Source organism: Actinomadura napierensis, assembly GCF_039529375.1.
Taxonomy (GTDB): domain Bacteria; phylum Actinomycetota; class Actinomycetes; order Streptosporangiales; family Streptosporangiaceae; genus Spirillospora; species Spirillospora napierensis.
In genome coordinates, this window is record NZ_BAAAMR010000077.1 from 11,839 (window position 1) to 32,109 (window position 20,271).

General features: G+C 70.1%; 26 protein-coding genes. 12 read left to right on the plus strand and 14 right to left on the minus strand.

Features of this window, described 5'->3' with window-relative positions; all coding sequences use genetic code 11:
• Nucleotides 1-98: 98 nt before the first annotated feature.
• Nucleotides 99-938: an L-type lectin family protein gene (locus tag ABD296_RS33890; RefSeq protein WP_344276789.1), complete on the plus strand. Its 840-nt coding sequence runs from the start codon at nt 99-101 to the stop codon at nt 936-938.
• Nucleotides 939-1,005: 67 nt separating this feature from the next.
• On the opposite strand, the gene ABD296_RS33895 is transcribed toward ABD296_RS33890, so the two are convergent.
• Both ABD296_RS33895 and ABD296_RS33900 read right to left on the minus strand, forming a co-directional pair.
• Entirely contained in the window at nt 1,006-1,257 is a 252-nt protein-coding gene (locus ABD296_RS33895; protein WP_344276791.1) for a DUF4873 domain-containing protein, read from the minus strand.
• A gap of 141 nt (nt 1,258-1,398) precedes the next feature.
• The gene (locus tag ABD296_RS33900; RefSeq protein WP_344276793.1) at nt 1,399-2,181 is read right to left on the minus strand and encodes an SDR family oxidoreductase; all 783 of its coding nucleotides are present in this window, start codon (nt 2,179-2,181) and stop codon (nt 1,399-1,401) included.
• A gap of 110 nt (nt 2,182-2,291) precedes the next feature.
• Here ABD296_RS33900 and ABD296_RS33905 point away from each other — a divergent pair, with 110 nt between their 5' ends.
• Entirely contained in the window at nt 2,292-2,750 is a 459-nt protein-coding gene (locus ABD296_RS33905; RefSeq protein WP_344276796.1) for a winged helix-turn-helix transcriptional regulator, read from the plus strand.
• Here ABD296_RS33905 and ABD296_RS33910 read toward each other — a convergent pair.
• Nucleotides 2,743-3,870, minus strand: coding sequence for an epoxide hydrolase family protein (locus tag ABD296_RS33910; protein WP_344276799.1), 1,128 nt, complete (start codon nt 3,868-3,870; stop codon nt 2,743-2,745). The genes ABD296_RS33905 and ABD296_RS33910 overlap by 8 nt on opposite strands.
• Before the next feature lie 296 nt (nt 3,871-4,166).
• On the opposite strand from ABD296_RS33910, the gene ABD296_RS33915 reads away from it, so the two are divergent.
• Together ABD296_RS33915 and ABD296_RS33920 are read left to right on the plus strand one after the other, a co-directional pair.
• Nucleotides 4,167-4,466: a hypothetical protein gene (locus tag ABD296_RS33915; RefSeq protein ID WP_344276802.1), complete on the plus strand. Its 300-nt coding sequence runs from the start codon at nt 4,167-4,169 to the stop codon at nt 4,464-4,466.
• A 1-nt stretch (nt 4,467) separates the two neighbouring features.
• On the plus strand, nt 4,468-4,641 hold the full coding sequence (locus ABD296_RS33920) for a hypothetical protein (RefSeq protein ID WP_344276805.1): 174 nt from the start codon (nt 4,468-4,470) through the stop codon (nt 4,639-4,641).
• A 24-nt stretch (nt 4,642-4,665) separates the two neighbouring features.
• Here ABD296_RS33920 and ABD296_RS33925 read toward each other — a convergent pair whose 3' ends face one another.
• Nucleotides 4,666-5,265 (minus strand): TetR/AcrR family transcriptional regulator, encoded by a 600-nt coding sequence (locus ABD296_RS33925; protein ID WP_344276808.1) that lies wholly within the window; start codon nt 5,263-5,265, stop codon nt 4,666-4,668.
• 179 nt (nt 5,266-5,444) lie between these two features.
• On the opposite strand from ABD296_RS33925, the gene ABD296_RS33930 reads away from it, so the two are divergent.
• Nucleotides 5,445-6,383, plus strand: a complete 939-nt coding sequence (locus ABD296_RS33930; protein ID WP_344276811.1) for an alcohol dehydrogenase catalytic domain-containing protein — start codon at nt 5,445-5,447, stop codon at nt 6,381-6,383.
• 68 nt (nt 6,384-6,451) lie between these two features.
• Here ABD296_RS33930 and ABD296_RS33935 read toward each other — a convergent pair whose 3' ends face one another.
• Genes ABD296_RS33935 through ABD296_RS33945 form a run of 3 tightly spaced genes read right to left on the minus strand, consistent with a single transcriptional unit; the run spans nt 6,452 to nt 7,623 of the window.
• The gene (locus ABD296_RS33935; protein ID WP_131760693.1) at nt 6,452-6,658 is read right to left on the minus strand and encodes a 4-oxalocrotonate tautomerase family protein; all 207 of its coding nucleotides are present in this window, start codon (nt 6,656-6,658) and stop codon (nt 6,452-6,454) included.
• A 27-nt stretch (nt 6,659-6,685) separates the two neighbouring features.
• Nucleotides 6,686-6,889, minus strand: a complete 204-nt coding sequence (locus ABD296_RS33940; protein ID WP_344276821.1) for a hypothetical protein — start codon at nt 6,887-6,889, stop codon at nt 6,686-6,688.
• Nucleotides 6,889-7,623 (minus strand): SDR family oxidoreductase, encoded by a 735-nt coding sequence (locus tag ABD296_RS33945; RefSeq protein WP_344276824.1) that lies wholly within the window; start codon nt 7,621-7,623, stop codon nt 6,889-6,891. The genes ABD296_RS33940 and ABD296_RS33945 overlap by 1 nt, the downstream gene beginning before the upstream one ends.
• A 108-nt stretch (nt 7,624-7,731) precedes the next feature.
• Between ABD296_RS33945 and ABD296_RS33950 the strand changes: the two genes are divergently transcribed.
• Nucleotides 7,732-8,436 carry a TetR/AcrR family transcriptional regulator gene (locus ABD296_RS33950; protein WP_344276828.1) on the plus strand — a complete coding sequence of 235 codons (705 nt, stop codon included), beginning with the start codon at nt 7,732-7,734 and terminating at the stop codon, nt 8,434-8,436.
• On the plus strand, nt 8,433-8,780 hold the full coding sequence (locus tag ABD296_RS33955) for a DUF4097 family beta strand repeat-containing protein (RefSeq protein ID WP_344276831.1): 348 nt from the start codon (nt 8,433-8,435) through the stop codon (nt 8,778-8,780). The genes ABD296_RS33950 and ABD296_RS33955 overlap by 4 nt, the downstream gene beginning before the upstream one ends.
• Before the next feature lie 331 nt (nt 8,781-9,111).
• Here ABD296_RS33955 and ABD296_RS33960 read toward each other — a convergent pair whose 3' ends face one another.
• A complete protein-coding gene (locus ABD296_RS33960) occupies nt 9,112-9,831 on the minus strand; it encodes a TetR/AcrR family transcriptional regulator (RefSeq protein WP_344276834.1) in 720 nt (239 codons plus the stop codon).
• Between the two features lie 115 nt (nt 9,832-9,946).
• On the opposite strand from ABD296_RS33960, the gene ABD296_RS33965 reads away from it, so the two are divergent.
• Complete coding sequence (locus tag ABD296_RS33965; protein WP_344276836.1) at nt 9,947-10,978, plus strand: amidohydrolase family protein; 1,032 nt, start codon at nt 9,947-9,949, stop codon at nt 10,976-10,978.
• Between the two features lie 114 nt (nt 10,979-11,092).
• Here ABD296_RS33965 and ABD296_RS33970 read toward each other — a convergent pair whose 3' ends face one another.
• Both ABD296_RS33970 and ABD296_RS33975 read right to left on the minus strand, forming a co-directional pair.
• On the minus strand, nt 11,093-12,316 hold the full coding sequence (locus tag ABD296_RS33970; RefSeq protein ID WP_344276839.1) for a cytochrome P450: 1,224 nt from the start codon (nt 12,314-12,316) through the stop codon (nt 11,093-11,095).
• The gene (locus ABD296_RS33975) at nt 12,313-12,903 is read right to left on the minus strand and encodes a TetR/AcrR family transcriptional regulator (RefSeq protein WP_344276841.1); all 591 of its coding nucleotides are present in this window, start codon (nt 12,901-12,903) and stop codon (nt 12,313-12,315) included. The genes ABD296_RS33970 and ABD296_RS33975 overlap by 4 nt, the downstream gene beginning before the upstream one ends.
• Before the next feature lie 189 nt (nt 12,904-13,092).
• On the opposite strand from ABD296_RS33975, the gene ABD296_RS33980 reads away from it, so the two are divergent.
• Nucleotides 13,093-13,815, plus strand: coding sequence for a GAF and ANTAR domain-containing protein (locus ABD296_RS33980; protein ID WP_344276844.1), 723 nt, complete (start codon nt 13,093-13,095; stop codon nt 13,813-13,815).
• 91 nt (nt 13,816-13,906) lie between these two features.
• Here ABD296_RS33980 and ABD296_RS33985 read toward each other — a convergent pair whose 3' ends face one another.
• Nucleotides 13,907-14,659 (minus strand): GAF and ANTAR domain-containing protein, encoded by a 753-nt coding sequence (locus ABD296_RS33985; protein WP_344276847.1) that lies wholly within the window; start codon nt 14,657-14,659, stop codon nt 13,907-13,909.
• Between the two features lie 138 nt (nt 14,660-14,797).
• Between ABD296_RS33985 and ABD296_RS33990 the strand changes: the two genes are divergently transcribed.
• Nucleotides 14,798-15,514 (plus strand): GAF and ANTAR domain-containing protein, encoded by a 717-nt coding sequence (locus tag ABD296_RS33990; RefSeq protein WP_344276850.1) that lies wholly within the window; start codon nt 14,798-14,800, stop codon nt 15,512-15,514.
• A 386-nt stretch (nt 15,515-15,900) separates the two neighbouring features.
• On the plus strand, nt 15,901-16,746 hold the full coding sequence (locus ABD296_RS33995) for an ATP-binding protein (protein WP_344276853.1): 846 nt from the start codon (nt 15,901-15,903) through the stop codon (nt 16,744-16,746).
• A 306-nt stretch (nt 16,747-17,052) separates the two neighbouring features.
• Here ABD296_RS33995 and ABD296_RS34000 read toward each other — a convergent pair whose 3' ends face one another.
• Nucleotides 17,053-17,340 (minus strand): hypothetical protein, encoded by a 288-nt coding sequence (locus ABD296_RS34000; RefSeq protein WP_344276855.1) that lies wholly within the window; start codon nt 17,338-17,340, stop codon nt 17,053-17,055.
• Nucleotides 17,341-18,533: 1,193 nt separating this feature from the next.
• Here ABD296_RS34000 and ABD296_RS34005 point away from each other — a divergent pair.
• Nucleotides 18,534-18,938 carry a VOC family protein gene (locus tag ABD296_RS34005; protein WP_344276857.1) on the plus strand — a complete coding sequence of 135 codons (405 nt, stop codon included), beginning with the start codon at nt 18,534-18,536 and terminating at the stop codon, nt 18,936-18,938.
• Nucleotides 18,939-18,986: 48 nt separating this feature from the next.
• On the opposite strand, the gene ABD296_RS34010 is transcribed toward ABD296_RS34005, so the two are convergent.
• On the minus strand, nt 18,987-19,694 hold the full coding sequence (locus ABD296_RS34010) for a VC0807 family protein (protein WP_344276860.1): 708 nt from the start codon (nt 19,692-19,694) through the stop codon (nt 18,987-18,989).
• A 9-nt stretch (nt 19,695-19,703) separates the two neighbouring features.
• Nucleotides 19,704-20,189 (minus strand): MarR family winged helix-turn-helix transcriptional regulator, encoded by a 486-nt coding sequence (locus ABD296_RS34015; RefSeq protein ID WP_344276863.1) that lies wholly within the window; start codon nt 20,187-20,189, stop codon nt 19,704-19,706.
• Between the last annotated feature and the right edge of the window lie 82 nt (nt 20,190-20,271).

A 20,271-nucleotide genomic window follows, 5' to 3' on the forward strand; every position in this document is an offset into this window, starting at 1 on the left:
GCGCGCCACGCGGAGCGGCCCCGGCGGAGTCCACGAACCATCCTCTGGGAGGGTGCCGCCGAGATCCGGCCGGCCCCGTGCCCCCGGGCGGCGTGGCAATGCACGGGTTTCTGCAGCTCACCGATGCCCATGTCGAAGAGACCGGCGCCGCGCTTTTCGACTCGCCGATCCCGGCCGGGGAAGGGCTGGAGGTGACCTTCGAGCAGTGGCAGTACGGGAACACCACGCCTGCGCCCGCGGACGGGATCTCCTTCTTCCTCACCGACGGCGCCGCGCGGCTCACCACGCCGGGCGCCTTCGGCGGAAGCCTCGGCTACGCCCAGAAACTGCCGGACGGCAGCACCGACGGCAGGTTCGTCCCGGGGGTCAGCGGTGGATATCTCGGTATTGGGCTCGACGTGCTGGGAGATTACTTCGGCGACGGGGAAAGGCGCGGAAACGGCTGCGAGCGCGGTTCTCCGGCCGGAAGGGTGTTCGGCCCGCCCGCTCCAGGACCCAATATCGTGAGCGCCCGCGGCCCTGGCAACGGGAACGACGGCTACTGCCTGCTCGCCGCCACGACCGGGAACGCGACGACCAAGGGCCCCTGGCCGTCGACGCTCCCCGGCCGGCTGCACGGAGATTTGAAGAAGATGCCTTCCGACGCGACTCCCGAACGGGCCGAACAATTGCTGGAACCGATGAAAAGGACCGTCCGCCTCATGGTGACGCCCCCGCCGGAGCCGATGGCGACCGTCGACATCGACTTCCAGGACGGACGCGGCTTCCGGCAGGTGCTCCGATTCCCCGCGCCCGAGCCGGTCCCGGACACCGTCAAGCTCGGCTTCGCCGCGTCCACGGGAACGCTCACCGACGTCCAGCTCGTCCGCCACCTCACCGTGCGAGCGGGCCGCTCGTTCCCGCCGGGTTCGGGTCGGCTCCGACCCCGCACGAACTGACCAACCGCGTTCAGGCCTGCCACTCGCCACCAGCAGGAGCCGGGGGTGTGTGAGTGGGACGGTCTGCTCAGGCGAAGGGCGGCGGACCGCTTCCGACCAGCGTGATGACGTCGGACCAGGCTTCCGAACCGCCGAGCGTGACCTGTGCCTCGCGGCCGTCGGGAAGTCTCAACGTCTGGTCGTGAGGGGCGTCGGCATCGAAGTCGGCGATGGTCGCGGTCCCCGACCACTCCCGCTGCTTGGAGCGCAGATCGACGTAGACCTCGACCTCGTCTCCGCCGCTGCTGATCAGGGTGGCGGGTCCCCTGTACCGGCTCACGCCGGGCTCTTCTCATCGGGGCGGGTGTGGACTGTGTTCATAAGGACGCACCATAGCGTTGAGGTCGGACGTTCCCGGCCTGCACCGCTCCAATACTCGTCGCGTGGCGGTTGGGCCGCGGTTCGGACGTTGCGTGCGCGCTCACGAACCAGATGCGAACTGGGCGGGCAGGCCGTCCAGCAGTTGGCTCAGCAGCGGATAGCCGCCGTCGATGGGGATCACCTGGCCGGTGACCGCGGCGAACGCGCCGTCCACCAGCGCGGCGATCGGGCGTGCCAGGTCCTGCGGCCGCAGCAGTGTGCCGGTCACGGAGCGCTCGCCGAAGTGGCGCCGGATGCCGTCGGTGAACACCGCGGTGGTGGCGTCGGTTCCGACCGCGCCGGGTGCGACGGCATTGACGGTGATGCCGTCCCGGATGGCCTCGCCGGCGACCTGCCGGACGAAGGCGTTCACGGCGCCCTTGGCGGTGGAGTGGGCCGCGCTGCCGATGATCAGGTCGGCCGCGGTGGCGGAGACGTAGACGATCCGGCCGGACCGCCGCCGGCGCATGACCGGCAGCACCCGCCGGGTCAGGTGGTAGACGCCGGCCAGCTCGGCGTTCACCTTCGCCGCGAACGCCCCCCACGGCACCCGCTCCAGCGGGCCGAACGGCGGCTGCGCGGTGTTGGCATTGCCCACCAGCACATCGATCCGCCCGTGCTCGGCGACCACCCGCTCCACCAGCCTGGTCACGTCGGCCTCGTCGCTCACGTCCGCCCGGACCGCCTGCGCCGAGCCGATCTCCTTGGCCACCAGCTCCGCGGACTCCACGTCATGCCGATAGTTGACGATCACGTGATAGCCGAGCCGTCCGAGCTCGCGCGCGGTCGCGGCCCCGATTCCCCTGCCGGCCCCGCTGATCAGCGCCACCTGCCTGCTGTTCATTCGCCTCTCCTCACCTCTCCTACGAAGACGCGGGAGACGTTAGGTTGTGGGCTTACCTTTCGTAAGTACGCACCATGAGGTAGGCCCGAGACCGGGCGGTAGGGGAGCAGGTGGACGAACGCGACGCTCGGTGGATCAGTGACACGTTTCACAGCGACTGCGCGGGACGGGAGGTGATGGAACACGTCACCGGACGCTGGGTGCCGCTGATCCTGGCCGCCTTGACGCCCGGGCCGATGCGCTTCTACGAACTGCGCGAGTGCATCGACGGCGTCAGCGAGAAGGTGCTGTCGGCCAAGCTGCGGACGCTGGTCCGTGACGGCCTGGCGGAGCGCACCGTGGAACCCACCACCCCGCCACAGGTCAGCTACGAACTGACCGAGCTGGGCCGCGGCCTGTCCCGCCCGTTCGCCCAGCTGGTCCGCTGGATCTCGGCCCACACTCCCGAGGTCATCGAGGCCCAGCAGCGCTACGACGACCCGGCTTCGAGAGGCTCGACAAAGGCCCCGGCCACCCACGAAAACGTCGGTGACCAGGGCCTCATACGCCGACCAGGTTGTGTCAGCTGAGCGCGCTGAAGAAGGTGCGTACGTCCTCGATGAGGAGGGCGGGCTGCTCAAGAGAGAGGAAGTTGCCGCCGCGTTCGATCTCGGTCCAGTGGGTGATGTTGTGGTCGCGCTCGGCGAAGCGGCGGATGGCGACGTCGGTGGTGGAGGTGGCGATGACGCCGGTGGGGACGGTGCCGCGAGGCTTGGGGGCGTAGGCGGTGGGGTCGTGTGCCATCTCGTAGTAGAGGTTGGCCGAGGAACCGGCGGTGCCGGTGAACCAGTAGAGGCTGACGTCGGTGAGCAGGTGGTCGCGATCGACGGCGTCATCGGGCAGGTCGGCGGCCGCGTCGGTCCATTCCTTGAACTTCTCCACGATCCAGGCGAGTTGCCCGACGGGTGAGTCGTGCAGGCCGTAGGCGAGGGTCTGCGGCCGGGTGGACTGGATGTGGTTGAAGCCCATCTTGTCGTCGCGGAACTCCTGCAGCCGGCCGAGGCGCTGCTGCTCCAGTTCGGTCAGGTCGGCGAAGTCGGCGGGGTCGTCGGAGGGGAAGGTGATCAGGCCGTTGAGATGGATGCCGATGATGCTGTCGGGCGCCTGGCGGCCCATCTCGGCCGCGATCCAGGCGCCGCCTCCGTTGCCCTGGACGCCGTACCGGCCGTAGCCGAGGCGCGACATCAGCTCGACGAACGCCGCGGCGATCTTGCCGGTGTCCCAGCCCGGTGCGGTCAGCGGCCCGGAGAAGCCGACGCCCGGGGTGTCGGTGACCACCACATGGAAGTCGGCCGCGAGCGGTTCGATGACGTCGATGAACTGGACGAACGACCCCGGCCAGTCGTGGATCAGCAGCAACGGAGCGGCGTCGGGGTTCTCGGACCGCAGGTGGGCGAAGTGGACGTCCTGCCCATCGATACTGGTCAGAAACTGCGGGATCTCGTTCAGCCGGGCCTCGGCCTTCCGCCAGTCGTACGCACCGGCCCAGTACTCCGCCAGGCCCTTCAGGTAGTCGACGGGCACGCCGCGGCTCCAGCCCTGGCCGGGAATCTCCCCGGACCAGCGGGTGCGCCGAAGCCGGTCGCGCAGGTCGTCCAGCTCGTCCTCGGAGATCTCGATACGGAACGGCCTGATCTCGGTGCTGCTCATGGTTGCCTCCGACGGTGAGTGGTGGATCGAACGCCCAGCGAGTCCCGTGCCCTCGGTGTTGACCTCAGCATACCAGAACAGAGCATTCCGTTCCAGTTTTGCGACCCCAGTCGAGGCTGCGCAGCAGAAGCGCCGATCGCTCCGGTGAATTCGTCGGCTTGGTCCCGAAGGGCCTGGATCGGTTGCCGTTCACGGTCGGTGATGGGCGTGTCGTCCGGCCGGTCGGTGCGGCCACACCTGCGTAGGGTGTCTGCTTAGGGTGTGGCCACACCCTTGCAGCGAGAGGTACCGGCCCCATGAGGCTCGAACTCACCAACTATGAAGCCCTGCACGGTTGGGGTGTCGTCAACAACAGTGCCGCTTGGCATGCCCAGAACAACCGCAAGCCTCCTGCGACCGAGCAGGCGGTCGGAGACATCCTTTTCACGGCCTACGACTGCCGGACCAACACCACGACCACGGTTGAGCTCAGCGACGACGAGCGTGCGAGCCTCGCCGAGCTGGTCAGCGAACACATCGCAGCGTGGGTGAAGCGCGGCCAGGAGAACGCCGCGACACCTCACCTGCGCTCGCTGGTCGTGAAGCTGGGCGGCTGACATGCCTACACCAGGCAGCCCGCAACGAAAATTTCGTCTCGCCGACGACGCCCTGTGGGCCGAGTACGACCAGGCGTGCCGCGACGTCAACGGCAGCGCGGACCGCAGTGACGACATCCGCAAGCACGTCGAGGCCGTCGTCGCCGAATGGAAGAAGCGACGCGAGGTGAGCTGATTCTCCGCGGCCTCGGACTTTCTCCTAGAGCCTGGCGTCGGGGTGGGAATCGAGGCCTCGGTCGGAGCCAGTGAGGTCGGTTGGTTTGCTTTCAATGCCGTTGAGGACCACATCGAGCACCTTGCGGGCGCGCTCGGTGGTCAAGGGGGCTCGGGAGAGCACCGTGACGACCACGGCGCCGGTGAGGGTGTCGGCGGTGGTCTTCAGGTCGACGTCCGCGCGGATCTGTCCGGCCTGCCGGCCGGCGCGCAGCCGATTCAGCAGGGCTTCCTGTTCTGCTCCCGAGAGTCCTTCGGTGAGGGCTCTGGTGGCGGCGGGGTCGCTCGCGCCGGCCACCGCGAGCGCGCGCAGGAGTGCCTCACCGCCCGGCCGGGCGAGGGCGGCGACGACGCTGTCCAGCCACCGTTCGAGGTCGGCCCGCAGATGGCCGGTGTCGATGATCACGCTGCCCGGCGGGTCGATGATGCCTTCGAGGACCGCCTCGACGATGATCGCGGCCTTGGACCGCCACCACCGGTAGATCGTCTGCTTGCCGATGCCCGCTCGCGTGGCGATGGCCTCGATCGACAGAGCCTCGTAGCCGAGTTCGACCAGCAGGTCCCGGGCCGCCTCCAGGGCCGCCATCCGGGAGCGTTCGCTGCGTGGTCGCCCTCTTCCTGCTCCGGTCACGCCGACCACCGTACTGGTGTGCGCGGAATGACCCGGTGTGCGGAGATGCTATTTACGATACGATCGTCTCGAAAATAGTCGCCCGCCATCGCCGCGCCGGCGGATGAGCGGTCCCGGTCGCGAAGGAGCCACGGATGAGAGCTTGGCAATTCGTTGGGGCGCACCAGCCGCTGCAGCTGATCGAGAGGCCCGACCCCGTCCCCGGGCCGGGATTCGCCGTCCTGGACGTGACGGCCGCGGGCATGTGCCACAGCGATGTGGGCTTCCTCGACGGTGTGATCGCGCCTCCGACCGTTCCGCTGATCCTCGGGCACGAGACCGCCGGGGTCGTCTCCGAGATCGGACCTGAGGTCGACGGGCTGTCGGTCGGAGACCGCGTCGTCTTCGCCGGCGACGAGGCCTACGCCGCGGGCTGGACCGCGGACGGCGGCTTCGCCACCAAGTGCCTGGCCCCGCTGACATCGCTGATCCGCCTGCCCGACTCGGTCTCGTTCGTCCAGGGCGCCGCCGCCGTGGACGCGGGCGCGACGTCCTACGGCGGTGCCGTGCACGCCGCCGACCTGAAGGCGGGGGACCGCATCGGCATCGTCGGGCTGGGCGGCCTCGGGATGACGGGAGCGCGCCTCGCGACCCTGCTGGGAGCCACCGTCTATGCGGCCGAGCCGCGACGGGAGACGTGGTCGATCGCCAAGGAACGCGGCGTCACCGACATCGTCGAGGACGTCCTGGAGCTCGCCCCCCTCCAGCTCGACACCATCGTCGACTTCGCCGGCTTCGGGACGACGACCGCCGGGGCGATCTCCGCCGTCCGCCCGGGCGGCCTGGTCGTGCAGGTCGGCGTCGGCCGCAGCGAGGCCACCATCTCCACCGCGGAACTCACCTCCAAGCCCGTGACGCTGAAGGGTTCGCGCGGCGGCCCGCCGCATGCGATCAAGGCAGTGCTCGACTACATGGCGAGCGGTCAGCTCGAGATCCCCGCCACGACCGTGGGGTTCGACGAGATCCCGGCCGCCCTGGACCGCCTGCGCGCAGGCGGAGTCGTCGGCCGGCTGGTGGCCACCCCCAACTCCTGACAACGCCCGACACGCGGGTGGTGCGCCGGGCCGGGGAGTCGCCTGCCCGGCCCGGCGTTGGGGGTCGGTCAGCTGCGGCCGAGCATCTCGGCGGTGAGGATGTTGCCGCCGAGGCCCCAGCCGCCGTCGGGAACCTCGTCGACGAGGACCAGGGTGGTCGCCCTGGCGCGCTCGCCGTACACGTCGGCGTAGGCGTCGGTGACGGCGTCGATGAGCTTCTTCTTCGACTCGGGGGTCAGGGTGTCGGCGGGGACCTTGAGGTTGGCGAACGGCATGATGACGACCTTTCGTGTGGTGGTGATTCAGAGTGAGGCGGTCGAGGACAGGAGGTCCTCGGCGGCGTCGAGGCGGCCGTACCGGTCCAGGACGGCGCCGACGGCCAGGTCGGCGAGCCGCCTCATGCCGGCGGCGACGGCGTGCCCGGCTCGCGTCAGGGCCACGGCCGTCAGCCGGCCGAACCCGCTGGAGGCCCCGGTGACGACGATGACCTGTCGTGTGGCGGCCATCAGATGATCCCGCCGTTCGCGCGCACGACCTGCCCGTTGACCCAGTGCCCGGCCGGGCTCGCCAGGAAGGCGACGACCTCGGCGATGTCCTCGGGGGTGCCGAGCCGCTCCAGGGGCGGTTGCTCGGCGAGCCGCTGGATCGTCGCCTCGTCCTTGCCGTCCAGGAACAGTTCGGTGGCGGTCGGGCCGGGCGCGACGGCGTTGACCGTGATGTTCCGTCCGCGCAACTCGCGGGCCAGTACCAACGTCATTGCCTCGACGGCGCCCTTGCTCGCGGCGTACGCCCCGTAGGTCGGGAACTGCAGGCCGACCACAGAGGTGGACAGGGTGACGATCGCGCCCCCTTCGCGTACGCGGCGTGCGGCCTCCCGGGCCATCACGAACGCGCCGCGGATGTTGGTGCGGTGCAGGGCGTCCAGTTCGTCCAGGTCGAGGTCGGCGATCGGGGACAGCGCCAGCCGTCCCGCCGAGTTGACGACCACATCGACCCCGCCGAACGCCTTCTCCGCCGCGTCGAACATCTCCGCGACGGCGTGCTCGTCGGCCACGTCGGCCTGGACCGGGATCGCCCGCCCACCGGACGCCGTGATCTCCTCGACCACCTGCGCCGCGGCGGAGGCCGCCCCTTGGAACCCCACCGCGACCGCACAACCGCGCGCCGCCAGCGCCACCGCGATCGCCTTGCCTATCCCGCGGGAGCCGCCGCTGACGACGGCAACACGCTGATCACCCATGGAAACCCCTCGGTCTTATCGCGGATACGAGTTGGCCGTACCGGTGTTACGTTTCGACGGTAGCACAGCTTCGTAACGTCGCTAGCGGCTGGCGGTATCATCGATCTCATGGCAGAGACGGACCCGCTGCGCGCGGCGATGATCGAGGCCGCGGAGCGGCAACTGGCGTCGTCCTCGGACCACGAGATCGCGACGCGCGCCGTCTGCGAGGCGGTCGGCGTGAGCCAGCCCGTGCTCTACCGGCTGTTCGGTGACAAGCGCGGGCTGCTCGACGCCGTCGCCGACCACGGGTACGAGCGGTATACCGCGCTCAAGGCCGCCCAGGAGCAGACCGACGACCCGGTCGCCGACCTGCACGCCGGCTGGGACGGCCACATGGCGTTCGCCCAGGCCAACCCGGCCCTCTACCAGCTGATGTTCACTCCGCGGCCGTGGTCGCACTCGACGGCGCGAGATCGCGTGATGGACCTGCTAGTGGCGTCGCTCACCCGCTGCGCGGCGGCGGGCGCGCTGAAGCTCGAACCGCGAACCGCCGCCCAGTTGATCCTTTCGGCGAACATCGGGACCGCCCTGGACCACATCGCCAGACCGGCCCTGTTCGAGGACCCCACACCGTCCCACCGCATGCGCGACGCCGTGTTCTCGCACGTCCTGACCACGACTGCCGCCCAGAACGACGCCGACCCGCTGCACACCGCCGCGCTCCGCCTGCACGCGCAACTCGATCTCGCCGGAACCGAGGCCCTGGAACCGACCGAGACCGCCCTCCTGCAGCGATGGCTAGAACGCATCACGCAACCGGGCGGTCGGTGACGACCACCCTCGACGGCGCCCACCGCCACACCAAGATCGACGAAGCCACCGGCGTGCGACTCACCGCCACCGACGGCGACGTCGAAGTCGGCCACCTCACCGGCCCCGCGGACATCAGCACCGCACGCGGCGACATCTGCATCAACCACGCGACGGGCGGCGCGGTGGTGCTGCGCACCCAGTCCGGCGACATCACCGTCGCCGCCGCCCCCGGCATCTCAGCCTCCCTGAACGCCGGCACCCCCCACGGCCGCGTCACCAACACCCTCAAGAACAACGGCACCACCGACCTGACCATCAACGCCACCACCGCCAACGGCGACATCACCGCCCGCAGCCTCTGACCCGCCACACATCCCGCCTCTGAGGAGCACCCCAAGATGGAGCTGATCGTGGCGTGGACGCTGCTTCGCTTTGATCACTTGCGCCGTGGTCCTTGATGCGCCACGCCACGTGAAGAGCTTGCGCGGGCGGCTGCGACCGGGCCCCAGACCTGCACCAGGTCTAGGGCCTGGTCGGCGCGAGGGTCCGGGCCTAAGTGATCCCTGATGGCGCGCACCCCGCTGTGGGGCTCCGACGTCGGGTCCGACATCCCCGCCGCCCGCAGTCACGCACCGGCGAGCTTCGCCTTCGCCGACGTGCTCACATGTGAGGAGGGCGCCACATCTGCGTCGGTCACCCGTCCCGCAGGGCAGTGATCGAGCGGTCCAACCACTCGCCGAGAAGGGTCTTCTCTCCCGCGCTGAGCGCAGGCAGGTCCGGCACGGCGGTGGAGAACGCGATGGTGACGGCGAGGGAGCCGGGTGCGGGGACGGCCGGGGCGTCGGCGAGGATCGCCGCTGAGACGGCGTCGAAAAGAGCATCGGCGAGGCCCGGGTCGCGCCGCTGCGGCTGCAGGGCAAGGATCGCGAGGACGGCGCCCGTTCCGGCGGCGTGCAACATGTCGGTGGCCCGTTGCTGGTCCACCCGCAGCAGGCCGGCCTCGGCGAGCCGTTGGACGCGGCGGTGCAGCACCTGCGTCCCGGACTGGACGGCCCGGGAGCCGCGGCTGCGCTGCGGGGCGGCGAGCAGAGCGAACAGGTCAGGGTTGGCCAGGCCGAATTCCACATGCAGATGCCAGCCGGTGCGCAGGTCGGCCACGGGATCGCCGGCCTCGGCGCCGGCCCTTGCGCTCTTGTCGGCGACGTAGGCGGCCATCACCTGCTCGGCGACGGCGTCGAGCAGCCCGTCCTTGTCGCCGAAGAGCCGGTAGATCGTCGGCGCCTGGACACCGGCGGCCGCCGAGACCGCCCGGGTGGTGACCCCGGCCGTCCCCGCCTCGCGCAGCAGGCGGGCCGCGGCCTGGACGATCGCCGCCCTCGTCTCGTCGCGCCCTGTCGTCGGAACACTCCCCACGAATCCATGCTAACAGCGATTTGCTATCACTGATTTTTTGCCGCTAACCTCAGATTGTTAGCGTTGATAACGCATCCACGGTTCCGTCGGAACCGCCAGCGCAAGGAGCGTCACCATGTCCGACCGTCTGCGGATCATCGGGGTGGAAGAGACCGTCGTCGTGCCCGCCGTCTACGAGGCGTACGAGCGGGCCGGGTCGCCCAGGATCCCCGCCCGCGGTTTCGGGGACGGCCCGATCGCCGAGAACCTGCGCGAGGTCGGCGAGCGGCGGATCGCCCACATGGACGACCAGGGCATCGACGTCGCCGTCCTGTCCCTGTCGTCGCCGGGTGTGCAGGACCTGCCGGAGGCCGACGCGATCACGGTGGCCCATGACGCCAACGACCAGCTCGCGGAGATCGTCGCCTCGCACCCCGACCGTTTCCAGGCGTTCGCCGCCATCCCCACCCAGTCACCGGCCGCGGCGGCGGCCGAGCTGGAGCGCGCGGTGGGCGAGCTGGGCTTCCCCGGCGCCATGCTGTACGGCCGCACCGGGGACAAACTGGCCGACCATCCCGACAACGACGAGCTGTACGCCACCGCCGAGCGCCTGGGAGTGCCGCTGCACTTCCACCCGCAGATGCCGGTCCAGCCGGTGATCGACGCCTACTACTCCGACATCGGCCAGATCGGCACGCCGCTGGCCGGGGCGGCGATCGGCTGGTACTACGACCTGGGCGTCCAGTACCTGCGAATGATCTTCTCGGGTGTCTTCGACCGGTTCCCCGACCTGCAGGTGATCGCCGGACACTGGGGCGAGGTCGTCATGTTCTACCTCGACCACACCGGATTCTTCGCCGAGGCGGGCGGCCTCCAGCGGCCGCTCGCGGACTACTTCAAGCGGAACTTCTGGGTCGCCGGCAGCGGTACTAACAGCCCCCGCTACCTGCGTTGGACCGCCGAGGTCATGGGCACCGACCGGATGCTGTACTCCACCGACTACCCCTTCACCTACGGCTTCCGCCCCGGCGGCTTCCCCTACGTCGACACCAGCAACGGCGCCGCCCGCTCCTTCTTGGAGGACGCCCCCTTCACCGACGACCAGAAGGCCGACATCGCCCACCGCAACTGGGAACGCCTCACCGCCCGCGCCGCACCTGTGGCGTGATCGCCCCTCGTCCACGCCCACCACGACGGGAGAACTCGAACTGGGGTTACGGGCGGGGCGCGGCGAGTGGTGTTCCTGCACCACCGGCGTGGGTGATGCAGGCCGTCCGCACCTTTAGGTCAGGGTCAGCGGGAGCGTGCGCAGGCCGCGCAGCACCGGGCTGTTGATCCGCTCGGGCGTGCCCGCCGGACGCGGTGTGAGCCCGAGACGGGCCAACGACTCGATCGCCACCGTGCTTTCCAGCCGGGCCAGCGCGTGCCCGATGCAGAAGTGGATGCCGGTGCCGAAGGCCAGATGGTCGGTCCGGCCACGATCGAGGCGGAAGGCGTCGGGGTCGGGATGGCGCCTCGGGTCGCGGTTGGCAGAGGCGATGAGCGGCAGTACCCGGTGCCCGGCCGGGATGGTGACATCGCCGAAGGTCACATCGGCTTTGGTCAGCCGCAGCAGCCCCTGGCCGGGTCCGTCATAGCGGAGCGTCTCCTCCACCGCTGCCCCGGCCAGACCGGGATCGGCCTGGAGCATTTCCATGGCTCGCGGATTGTCCATGAGAGCCAGCATCGTGTTGGAGATCAGGTTGGTCGTGGTCTCGTTGCCGGCGACCAGCAGCAGGATGCAGAACGTGACGAGCTCGCCGGCACTGAGCGGCGCTTCGTCCCCATCGGTGACGAGCAGGCTGATCAGGTCGTCGCGCGGGTTCCTGCGGCGCTTGCGTACGGCCGCGGCGAAGTAGGCCGACATCGCGGCCGTGCCGTGCAGCGTGCTGCGGAGAGAGCCGTTCGTGAGCAGGCCGTCGATCGCCTTGTCGGACCACCGCCTGAACCGGTCCTGCCGCTCGGGCGGCACCCCCATCATTTCGGCGATCACGGTGGTCGGCAGCGGCGAGGCCAGGTCGCGCACCAGGTCGACCCGTCCGCCCCGCGCCGTCATCTGGCTCAGCAGCCGTTCGGTGATCTGCCTGATGCGCGGTTCCCAGGACGCGATCCGGCGCGGGGTGAAGGCGCGGCTGACCTTGCGCCGCAGCATCGTGTGGTCGGGCGGATCGCTGGTCAGCAGCACCCGGGGGGCGGGCAACCGCCGGGCCGCCCGGGCCACCGGAGCGGCGACCTTCATCGACGGGTTGAACGGGTTGGCCGACAGGTCCGACCAGGGGCCGCCCGTGTCGGAGGAGAAGCGGTCGCTGTCGCGCAACGCCGTGGCCACGTCGTCGTGCCGGCTCAGCACCCACAGGCCCAGGTCGCGGTCATGGTAGACGGGCGCATGCTCACGCAGCCAGGCGTAGTGGGGGTAGGGGTCCGCGATCACCTCGGGGGCGTTGAGGTCGAATCGGGTCGGTGTCATCGCTTGTCTCCCAGGACGAGCAGCAGAGTGCCGACCCATTGCTGGACGAAACGTTCCTCGTCCATCCCGAAGGGCGGGCCGTCATGGAGGTTGCAGGTCAGCCAGTAGTTCTCCAGTGCTCCGAGCCAGATCACCGTGATCGCTTCGAAGTCGCGGCCCGCGGCATCGGGCGCTTTGGAGGCCAGCCATTCGGCCAGGAATTCATGGGACTTGGCGAACAGGCGGGTCCGCGCGTCGGCCATGACGGCCGGGAAATGGTCGCGCTCTTTCGTCATGACCCGGATGAGGTTGCGCCAGTTGTTCATCAGCACCAGCGAACCGCGGGCCACCAGCGTCAACTCGGCCTTCAGATCGCCCAGCGGCAGCATCGGCGCCAGGGCGAAACCGGTTTCGGCCAGCCGCACGGCATCGTCCACCGCCGCGGCCATCACTTCTTCCTTGGATCCGAAGTGGGTGTAGAGGGCCCCCGACCTCGGGGACAGCCCGGCCGCCTCCTCGATCGCCCCGACCGATGTCGCGGCGTATCCTTTCTCGGCGAACAGGCGCAGCGCCTCGGTGATGATCCGTTCACGGGTACCGTCGGCCACGGGGCGTCCAATCGATCGTTTGGATAACCAAAACGTACGTTTACTCGCCCAGCTCATCCACGGTATGGCCGGATCCGGCCCCTCTGCATTGCACCGGCCGGGTGCTCCGCCTGCCTTACCGGCGGCGGCCCTGATCGTCGGTGGGCGGGATTCGGGCATGTGGAGGCTGGACGGGGTTACGGTGCGGATATGGATCGGCAGGAATGGGCTTGGCAGCGGGCGGCGGAGCACGGGGCAGCGGCGGGCGGGCCGGTGACGTTGGAAACGGTGTGCGGGGCGGGTGCGGAGGTGATGGGCGCCGACGGGTACGGGGTGACGTTGGTGGCGGCGCCGGGGGTGCGGGAGCTGCACTGCGCCTCAGATCCGTTGGGTGTGCTGGTCGAAGAGGTGCAGTTGGCCTGTGGACAGGGGCCGTGCACCGACGCCTACGCCGGTCTGGTCCCGGTGTTGATTGCGGACCTGGAGACTGCGGCCGGCCGCTGGCCGGGGTTCGCGCCGGTGGTGGCGGGACGGGGTGCGCGGGCCGTGTTCGCCTTTGCGTTGCAGGTGGCCGGGGTGCGGCTGGGGGTGGTGGACTTCTATCGCCGCCGGGCGGGTCCGCTGACCGAAGACCAGGTGGCGGACGGGGTCGCGTTCGCGGCGGTGGCCGCGGGCGTGGCCTTTCGGTCGCATCCGGCGCCGGGAGCGCTGCCCGCGGCGGTGGGTGGTGAGCCGCCGTACGGTTTCCCGCCGGTGGTGCACCAGGCCGCCGGGATGCTGGCCGCCCAACTGGGGCTGGAGGTCGGCGAGGCGCTGTTGCGGTTGCGCGCCCATGCGTTCCTGCAGGACGAGCCGCTCAGCGATCTGGCCCGGCAGATTCTGGGACGCCGCCTCACGCTGGACAGCGATCAGGAGCCGGGCCCGAGCCTCTGACGTACACGGCGGAACGGCACCGGCACGGCCGTCCTCGGCTCGTCCGCCGGGGGGTCGGTTGCGGGTGGTGTTGTCGGCCGGACGGGCGGTGTCAGGCGGGGCCGGGCCGGCCGAGTTCGTCGGCGTCCACCGAGCGCGAGACCACCGCGTGGGCCAGGTCGGTCAGCAGCCGGTCGTGGGCGCGGGCGTACCGGCGCAGCAGGGCGAAGGCCTCGTCCATGGAACAGTCGTGCCGTTCGGCCAGCACGCCCTTGGCCTGTTCGATGACGACGCGGCTGTTGAGCGCGGTCTGCAGCTGCTCGTTGAGCACCTCGCCCTGGCGGATCGCGCGTTCCTGCAGCAGCCCGATGGTGGCGATATCGGCGATCGCCTGCCCCAGCGCGAGGTGCTGGTCACTCAGGGAGCCGGGCTCGGCGCGGAACAGGTTGATCGCGCCGATCACCTCGGCGCGCAGCCGCATCGGCAGGCCGGTGACGGCGGCGAACCCGCTGTTCCGGGCGCGGGAGGCGAACCGCGGCCACCGGGCGGCCTCGGGGCCGGACAGGTCGGCGCAGTGCACCGGGCGGCCGGAGTGGAAGCAGTCCAGGCACGGGCCCTGCTCGTTCTGGAGCTGGAACAGCTCCAGCAGCCGGGTCTGCTCGCTGGACGCCGCCATCAGCCGCAGGTGACCGCGCTGATCGGTCACCATGATCCCGGTCGTGTCGACCTGCAGCAGCTCCACGCACTGCTCCGCCAGTTGCTGCAGGAACTCGATGACGTCGAACCCGGTCACCAGCGTGTCGGCCAGCGCGACGAAGGCCTGTGCCACCCGCTGGGGCCGGGGGAGCGCCGGAGGTGTGTCCACAACCGCAGCCTACGCCCGCGCGGCCGACACCACGGGGGTGCTCACGACCCGGCCTCCGGCCGCCCGCTGCGGACTTCGGCCGACTGCCGCGGGCGTAGGTTGAGGAGTGTCCTCTCAATTCGGTAGGCGGTCGTCGCGGTGCTGGGCAAGGGTGAGAGACGGGTCTGGGAGCTGATCGCCGCATGCGCGCGGCGGCGGGCCGCCCCCCTTTCGGCCCAGGACGCCTGCGAGGCGGCCGTGGCCGCGCTGACTCTCGGCGGAGTCGGTGTCTCACTGCTCAACGGTGGCCGGCTGGAACCGCTGTACGCGGCCGGCGAGCTCGGTCGCGATCTGCTGGAGGCCGAACTGACCAGCGGGGACGGGCCGTGCACGGACGCGATGGCCACCGGCGGGCCCGTCCTGGTGGCTGATCTGGCCGACGCGGCCTCCGGCCGCCGGTGGCCCTTGTTCACCGTCACCGCCCACACCGCCAGGCTCCGGGCGGTGTTCGCCTTCCCGCTGGCCATCGGTGCCGTGCGGGTGGGCGCGCTGGTGCTGGGCCGCGACCGGCCCGGCGTGCTGGAATCCGGGGAGCACACCGACGCGCTGCTGTTCGCCGACGCGATTCTGACGCTGCTGCTCAACGAACGCGCAGGCGACGGCGGTCGGGCCGTGCCGGCCCAGTCACTGGCACTGGGACCGGAAATCCACCAGGCCGCAGGAATGGTGTCGGTGCAACTCGACTGCGACGTCGAGGAGGCACTGGTCCGACTGCGCGCTTACGCCTTCACCCACGACGCCCCCCTCACCCAAGTGGCTCAGCGAGTGGTACACCGGCACCTGAGATTCACCCCCGATCCGACCTCCCCGGCGTGAACCCGACGACTTCCCATGCGAAGGCCTCGTCGCGGCAGCTGTTGTGACGATTTTCGTGCGGGTTTCCGGCGCTGTGCTGCACCGATCGGGCCGCGGAACGGCTCGGGTGCTGCGCTGTGGTTGGGGCGGGGCGGTGGAGGGTAGGGCGGGGGGTGTTCGGGCGCCTGATGGCGAGGTCGTTCGCGTCGGTTGGGTGCCCGTGGGGTGATGACCCCAGACCCCGGTCTTGCCCTGGCCTGTGAATTCTCAGATCAGGTGAGGCCGTGATGGATCGTCCGCGGACGGCCCTGCCGCCGTCGTCGTCCGAGACCGCCGGTCCGGCCGGAAGTGCCGCGGCTGAAGCAAGCACCGATCCACCCTCCCCTGCCGCCCCCGGTCGCGCCGTTGTGGACCGTCCGGGGCTGGCGGCGTCGGAGGAGGTGGGGGCGCTGGCGGTGACCGTCGATCAGCGGCAGGTCCTGTCGCAGGCCGCCGCGCTGGCCGGGGTGAACGTGACCGAGTACGTGCGGCGGGCGGCGGTCGACCGCGCCGAACGCGATCGCGCCCACGTCCAGGAGGAAGGCCGCCAGAGCCTGGCGGGCGCGTTGATCGGGAAACCGGCGGGCGGGGTGATGACCGCCGCTGTGGAGGGAGCAGCCCGGCAGCACGCCGCAGCGGCCGAGGCCGTTTCGGTGAGCGTGCCCGATGGGGCACGGCTGATGCGGTGGCGGTTGACCGGCACGGCCGCCGCGGCGCAGGCACGGGAGCTGGTGCACCGGACCTGGCTGGAGTGGGGGCTGGACCCGCTGGCCGAGGTCGGCATGGTGATGGTCAGTGAGCTGGTCACCAACGCGGTACTGCACGGCGTCGCGTCCGGGCCGGAAGGCGACGCCGGCCGGGTGCTGTTATGCCTGGGCCTCGGCGAGGCCGGGAGCGAAGGGGTGTGCGGAGTCGCCGACGCAAGCCCCTTCCCGCCCCGGCCCGTGCGCGCGGGCCAGGACGCTGAAGGGGGGCGCGGCCTGGTACTGATCGCGGCGCTGTCGGACGCCTGCGGGTGGTACCGGACGGCGCCGGGGAAGATGGTGTGGTTCTCCCAGCGGCTCCGACCTGCGCCTGTCGAAGCGAGGCCCAGCGACGGCGTGGACAGAGCGGTGTTCCCGGTGCGGTGTGGTCGACCGCACCCGGTGCTGGGCGCCGGCGTCCTCAAGGAAGCAGTGAACCAGGCGAGCAGCGACCCCGGCGGACGGTGGTGACCGGCGGACGACAGGCCAACGGCGTGCGCGCCGATCAACGCACCCACGCCACCGCCGGGCAGCACGGCCGGCGTATCGGCAGCCCCAACCATTTCGGTCGGCATGGCGGCCCTTGACGGCGATTTCACCATTCGCTACCGGCTGATCTCAGTCCCCAAAATGCTGCAGATGGAATCGAATTCCAAGCTGCCGAAAGCGGCTGACCAAAAAGAAGGGAAGCGCCCCCCCACGAAAAGGGGGAAGGGCCGACGAGAGAACGTCGGCCCTTCCCATGCGGGCCGGAGCCCGCGAGCACGTCGAATCGGATCAGTGACCCGAGACCACCGAGCTGCCGGCGCAGGTGAAGGACGTGTTGGGGTTCTCGGAGCTGAGACCCAGCGCGCCCACGAGGCCGCCCTGCGAGTGGTTGATGTTGCTCTGGCAGTTCGGGACGACCGCGGTGGTGCCGCCGTCGTGGTCGCCGCCGCCGTGGTTGAGGTTGAGGTTGTCGTTGTCGCTGTCGCCGCCACCGACGAGAAGGGTGGACAGCACGGCGCGCTCCGGCAGAACCTCGCCGGCCAGCTTGTCCAGCTCGGTGTAGCTGAAGGACTTCATGTGATTCCCTTTTCTTCTTGTCACGCCCGGATCCCCCCGATGAGGACACCGGATGTCCCCTCCCCACCTCGAATCAGGTGAGGTCGCTATACGTATAGCAGACGTGACTCACAGTGGCCAAGCAGCGGGCCTGGCGGCGATTCGATGGAATTGTCCGGACGCATCATGCCGTTCCCGTGCTGGGCGGTACCGGGGCATCTCCACTGACAAGGATGGGTTCACCTGGAGGAACGGGAATGGCCGACAACAGGCCCCGGTGTCGACGCATCTGATATACCCCGATTTCACCGAGCCCGGTGGGCTTTACTGGTCCACACCCTGCAGACCGTGCCGGCGCATCAGCCGCCCCGCCGCGCCGTCTACGCGCCTTGGCGGAGCAACTGTCAGCCGCGTTCGATGGTCCTGGGCGCGCAGCCGCTTCGGTCCCACGCGCCTGACCCAGGCGAGCTGCTCTGGCCGCTACCGGCGCCGGCCTACGCCCGGCGGCTCCCAAAAACCGTGCAAGATCCACAACGGGAAACCCGGGCCAGAGATCCAGCTCGACCAGGACGACGGCGGCATAGCGTCCGTTACCGTCCCGCTCGGCCGGCCCTTCCTTGATCACCTGGCCGATCGCGACGAAGAATGCGGCTTTGTCCCGCGCGCTCATCCCAACCCGGCCGGTCATCGGCCACTATCCTCAAGCTGGCAGTGGGATCCGATCCACTTGTCTGTCCCTTGTGGGTGCCCGGCAGCCATGCCGGGCACCCACAGCACATTTGAAGGGTGTTAGCGGTCCTCACCGACACAGCAGCTGTAGCGCAGTGCCGCTGTTGCACCGACGCTCTCCGAACGTTTGCAGCACCGTGTCCGGCTGCACCAGGAGCGGCATCCGCCGCAGCGCTGTGAGCAGTGCCCGGTCCGCAGCGGTACGGGCTTCAGCGGGTCAGGGCACCGCCGACAGCCTGATCAAGGGCCTCTACCCCCTGCTGTGGGGATCGCCAGGTCCCTGCCGGTCACCTCGCCGACCGCCTTGGCCGCGAACCCTCCACCGGCCGCCTCATGGCTCGCCCGAAGAGATTTCCGCTCTCTTCCGCGAGGTGTCGGATCGGGGGAGTCGCTGTTCGTCTTGGTGGTGACAAGCGGTACGGCCCGGACGCCCATCGGCTCCCGGGTCGGCCGTGACGAGTTCCGCCTACGCAAAGGAGCCGGAGATGACCCCGACACTGAAGACGATCGACGTCATCGTGTCCGACATCGACGCGGCGATCGCCTTCTACCGCCGCCTCGGCCTGGACTTCACCGTCGACCCCGCCTTTCCGGATCATGCGGGCTGCGACCTGCCGAACGGGCTGCACCTCATGCTGGACACCGATAAGTTCCGCGGCTCCGCCCAGACCGCGGGCTGGACGCGTCCTGAGGGCGATCCCCGTACCTTCCTGGCCTTCGAGTTCCCTGCGCCGGCCGACGTCGACGCCAAGTACGCCGAGCTGACCGGCGCCGGCCACCACGGGATCCAGGAGCCCTGGGACGCGTTCTGGGGGATGCGGTACGCCACCGTCGCCGATCCCGACGGCAACGGCGTCGACCTGTACTGTCCTCTGTCCGCCGCCCAGTAACCGCTGGAGGCCCGTCGGGTGCGGGGCTGCTGGTGGTCAACGGTCCGCCTATCTGTTGTCCCCATTCCTGGCGAGACGCGCCTGGCCATCCGTGTCGGCCGCGTGGGGGTCTTGGTCGCCGGAGGCGAGGGCGGCTTGTTGGGCGTCGACGATGCGCCTCAGCTTGGGCACCTGGAGGCGGATCAGGATCAGCGCTCCGGCGAGCAGGATGATCCCGGGCACCTCCTGGGCCCAGACCGCGTCGGCGACCGACGAAGCGGTGAAGATGATGACCAGCCGCAGCGCCGCGTAGGCCAGCATTCCGATCCCCACGAAGGAGCTGAGGCGCGTGTGGATGCGCCGGAACTCGGCGGAGCGGTCCCAGGTCGCCGCGTAGGCGCGGGCGCGGACGGGGTCGCCCTTGGTGGCCATCGGCTCGGCCGCGGGGTAGGTGATCGGACGGCCGGCCGCGCTGGAGGCCAGCAGCGCCGCTCCGCCGATGGCGAGGTAGAACGCGGCGCGGGCCAGGACGAGCCGCGGGTTGTCGGTGGCCAGGGCGAGCACGACCGACAGGACCAGTTCCGCGCAGACCAGGGCGCCCAGCAGGTCGACACGGCGCCTGCGGACGCTGTTGACGACCGTGGTGACACCGGCGGCCGAGCCGGCGACGGTGAGCGCCCAGACGTCGTCCATGCCGAGGGCGTGGAGCAGGAAGTAGCCGGCGGTCGGGACCACCAGGTCCAGCAGGAGGGGGAGGAGGGTGGCGAGACGCTTCAAGGGTGTTCCTTAGCGACTTTTCCAGCCAGGTGCGCTGGGAGGGGGTTCTGTCTCGTTGACGGCCTGCGCGGAGGCGCGGAACTTCTCCAGCAGGCGGGCCAGTTCCGTGACCTCCTCGTCGGTCCAGTCCGCGACGAAGGAGGCGAAGCGGGCCCTGCCCTGCCGGGTGAGCCGGTCGACCGTCTCCCGCCCGGCATCGGTGAGGGTCAGGATCGACGCCCGCCGATCGGCGGGATCGGGGGCCGCGGTGATGTACCCGGCCTGGGTCAGCGCCTGCAGGTGGTGGGTGACGGCCGAACGGTGCACCTCGAGGTGGTCGGCGATCTGCGAAGGGCGGACGCCCTCGCGGGGATCGTCCCGCTGGGCCGCGCCGATGACCTGCAGGACGGCGAGCGCCGCGGCGTCGGGGATCGCCTTACGCGCGCGCTGCATGTTGTCCAGCACCGCGAACAGGGCCCCGATCAGACGTGTGACTCCGGCTTCGCGTGGTGGCATGGCCGCACTCTAATGTAGTTGATTTAGTAAATCAACTACATGCCGGGTTCTGCCGCCGACTGCGGCTGATAGCCGTGGACGG

Bases quoted from the DNA above. Each gene is read 5' to 3' on its own strand.
- ABD296_RS34005 (WP_344276857.1), top strand. From the start codon at position 18,534: ATGACCCCGACACTGAAGACGATCGACGTCATCGTGTCCGACATCGAC.
- ABD296_RS33940 (WP_344276821.1), bottom strand. From the start codon at position 6,889: ATGGCCGCCACACGACAGGTCATCGTCGTCACCGGGGCCTCCAGCGGG.
- ABD296_RS33925 (WP_344276808.1), bottom strand. From the start codon at position 5,265: ATGGCGGCCCTGGAGGCGGCCCGGGACCTGCTGGTCGAACTCGGCTAC.
- ABD296_RS33890 (WP_344276789.1), top strand. From the start codon at position 99: ATGCACGGGTTTCTGCAGCTCACCGATGCCCATGTCGAAGAGACCGGC.
- ABD296_RS33920 (WP_344276805.1), top strand. From the start codon at position 4,468: ATGCCTACACCAGGCAGCCCGCAACGAAAATTTCGTCTCGCCGACGAC.
- ABD296_RS33930 (WP_344276811.1), top strand. From the start codon at position 5,445: ATGAGAGCTTGGCAATTCGTTGGGGCGCACCAGCCGCTGCAGCTGATC.
- ABD296_RS33970 (WP_344276839.1), bottom strand. From the start codon at position 12,316: ATGACACCGACCCGATTCGACCTCAACGCCCCCGAGGTGATCGCGGAC.
- ABD296_RS33950 (WP_344276828.1), top strand. From the start codon at position 7,732: ATGGCAGAGACGGACCCGCTGCGCGCGGCGATGATCGAGGCCGCGGAG.
- ABD296_RS34000 (WP_344276855.1), bottom strand. From the start codon at position 17,340: ATGAAGTCCTTCAGCTACACCGAGCTGGACAAGCTGGCCGGCGAGGTT.
- ABD296_RS33965 (WP_344276836.1), top strand. From the start codon at position 9,947: ATGTCCGACCGTCTGCGGATCATCGGGGTGGAAGAGACCGTCGTCGTG.
- ABD296_RS33910 (WP_344276799.1), bottom strand. From the start codon at position 3,870: ATGAGCAGCACCGAGATCAGGCCGTTCCGTATCGAGATCTCCGAGGAC.
- ABD296_RS33935 (WP_131760693.1), bottom strand. From the start codon at position 6,658: ATGCCGTTCGCCAACCTCAAGGTCCCCGCCGACACCCTGACCCCCGAG.
- ABD296_RS33900 (WP_344276793.1), bottom strand. From the start codon at position 2,181: ATGAACAGCAGGCAGGTGGCGCTGATCAGCGGGGCCGGCAGGGGAATC.
- ABD296_RS33980 (WP_344276844.1), top strand. From the start codon at position 13,093: ATGGATCGGCAGGAATGGGCTTGGCAGCGGGCGGCGGAGCACGGGGCA.
- ABD296_RS33915 (WP_344276802.1), top strand. From the start codon at position 4,167: ATGAGGCTCGAACTCACCAACTATGAAGCCCTGCACGGTTGGGGTGTC.
- ABD296_RS34015 (WP_344276863.1), bottom strand. From the start codon at position 20,189: ATGCCACCACGCGAAGCCGGAGTCACACGTCTGATCGGGGCCCTGTTC.
- ABD296_RS33945 (WP_344276824.1), bottom strand. From the start codon at position 7,623: ATGGGTGATCAGCGTGTTGCCGTCGTCAGCGGCGGCTCCCGCGGGATA.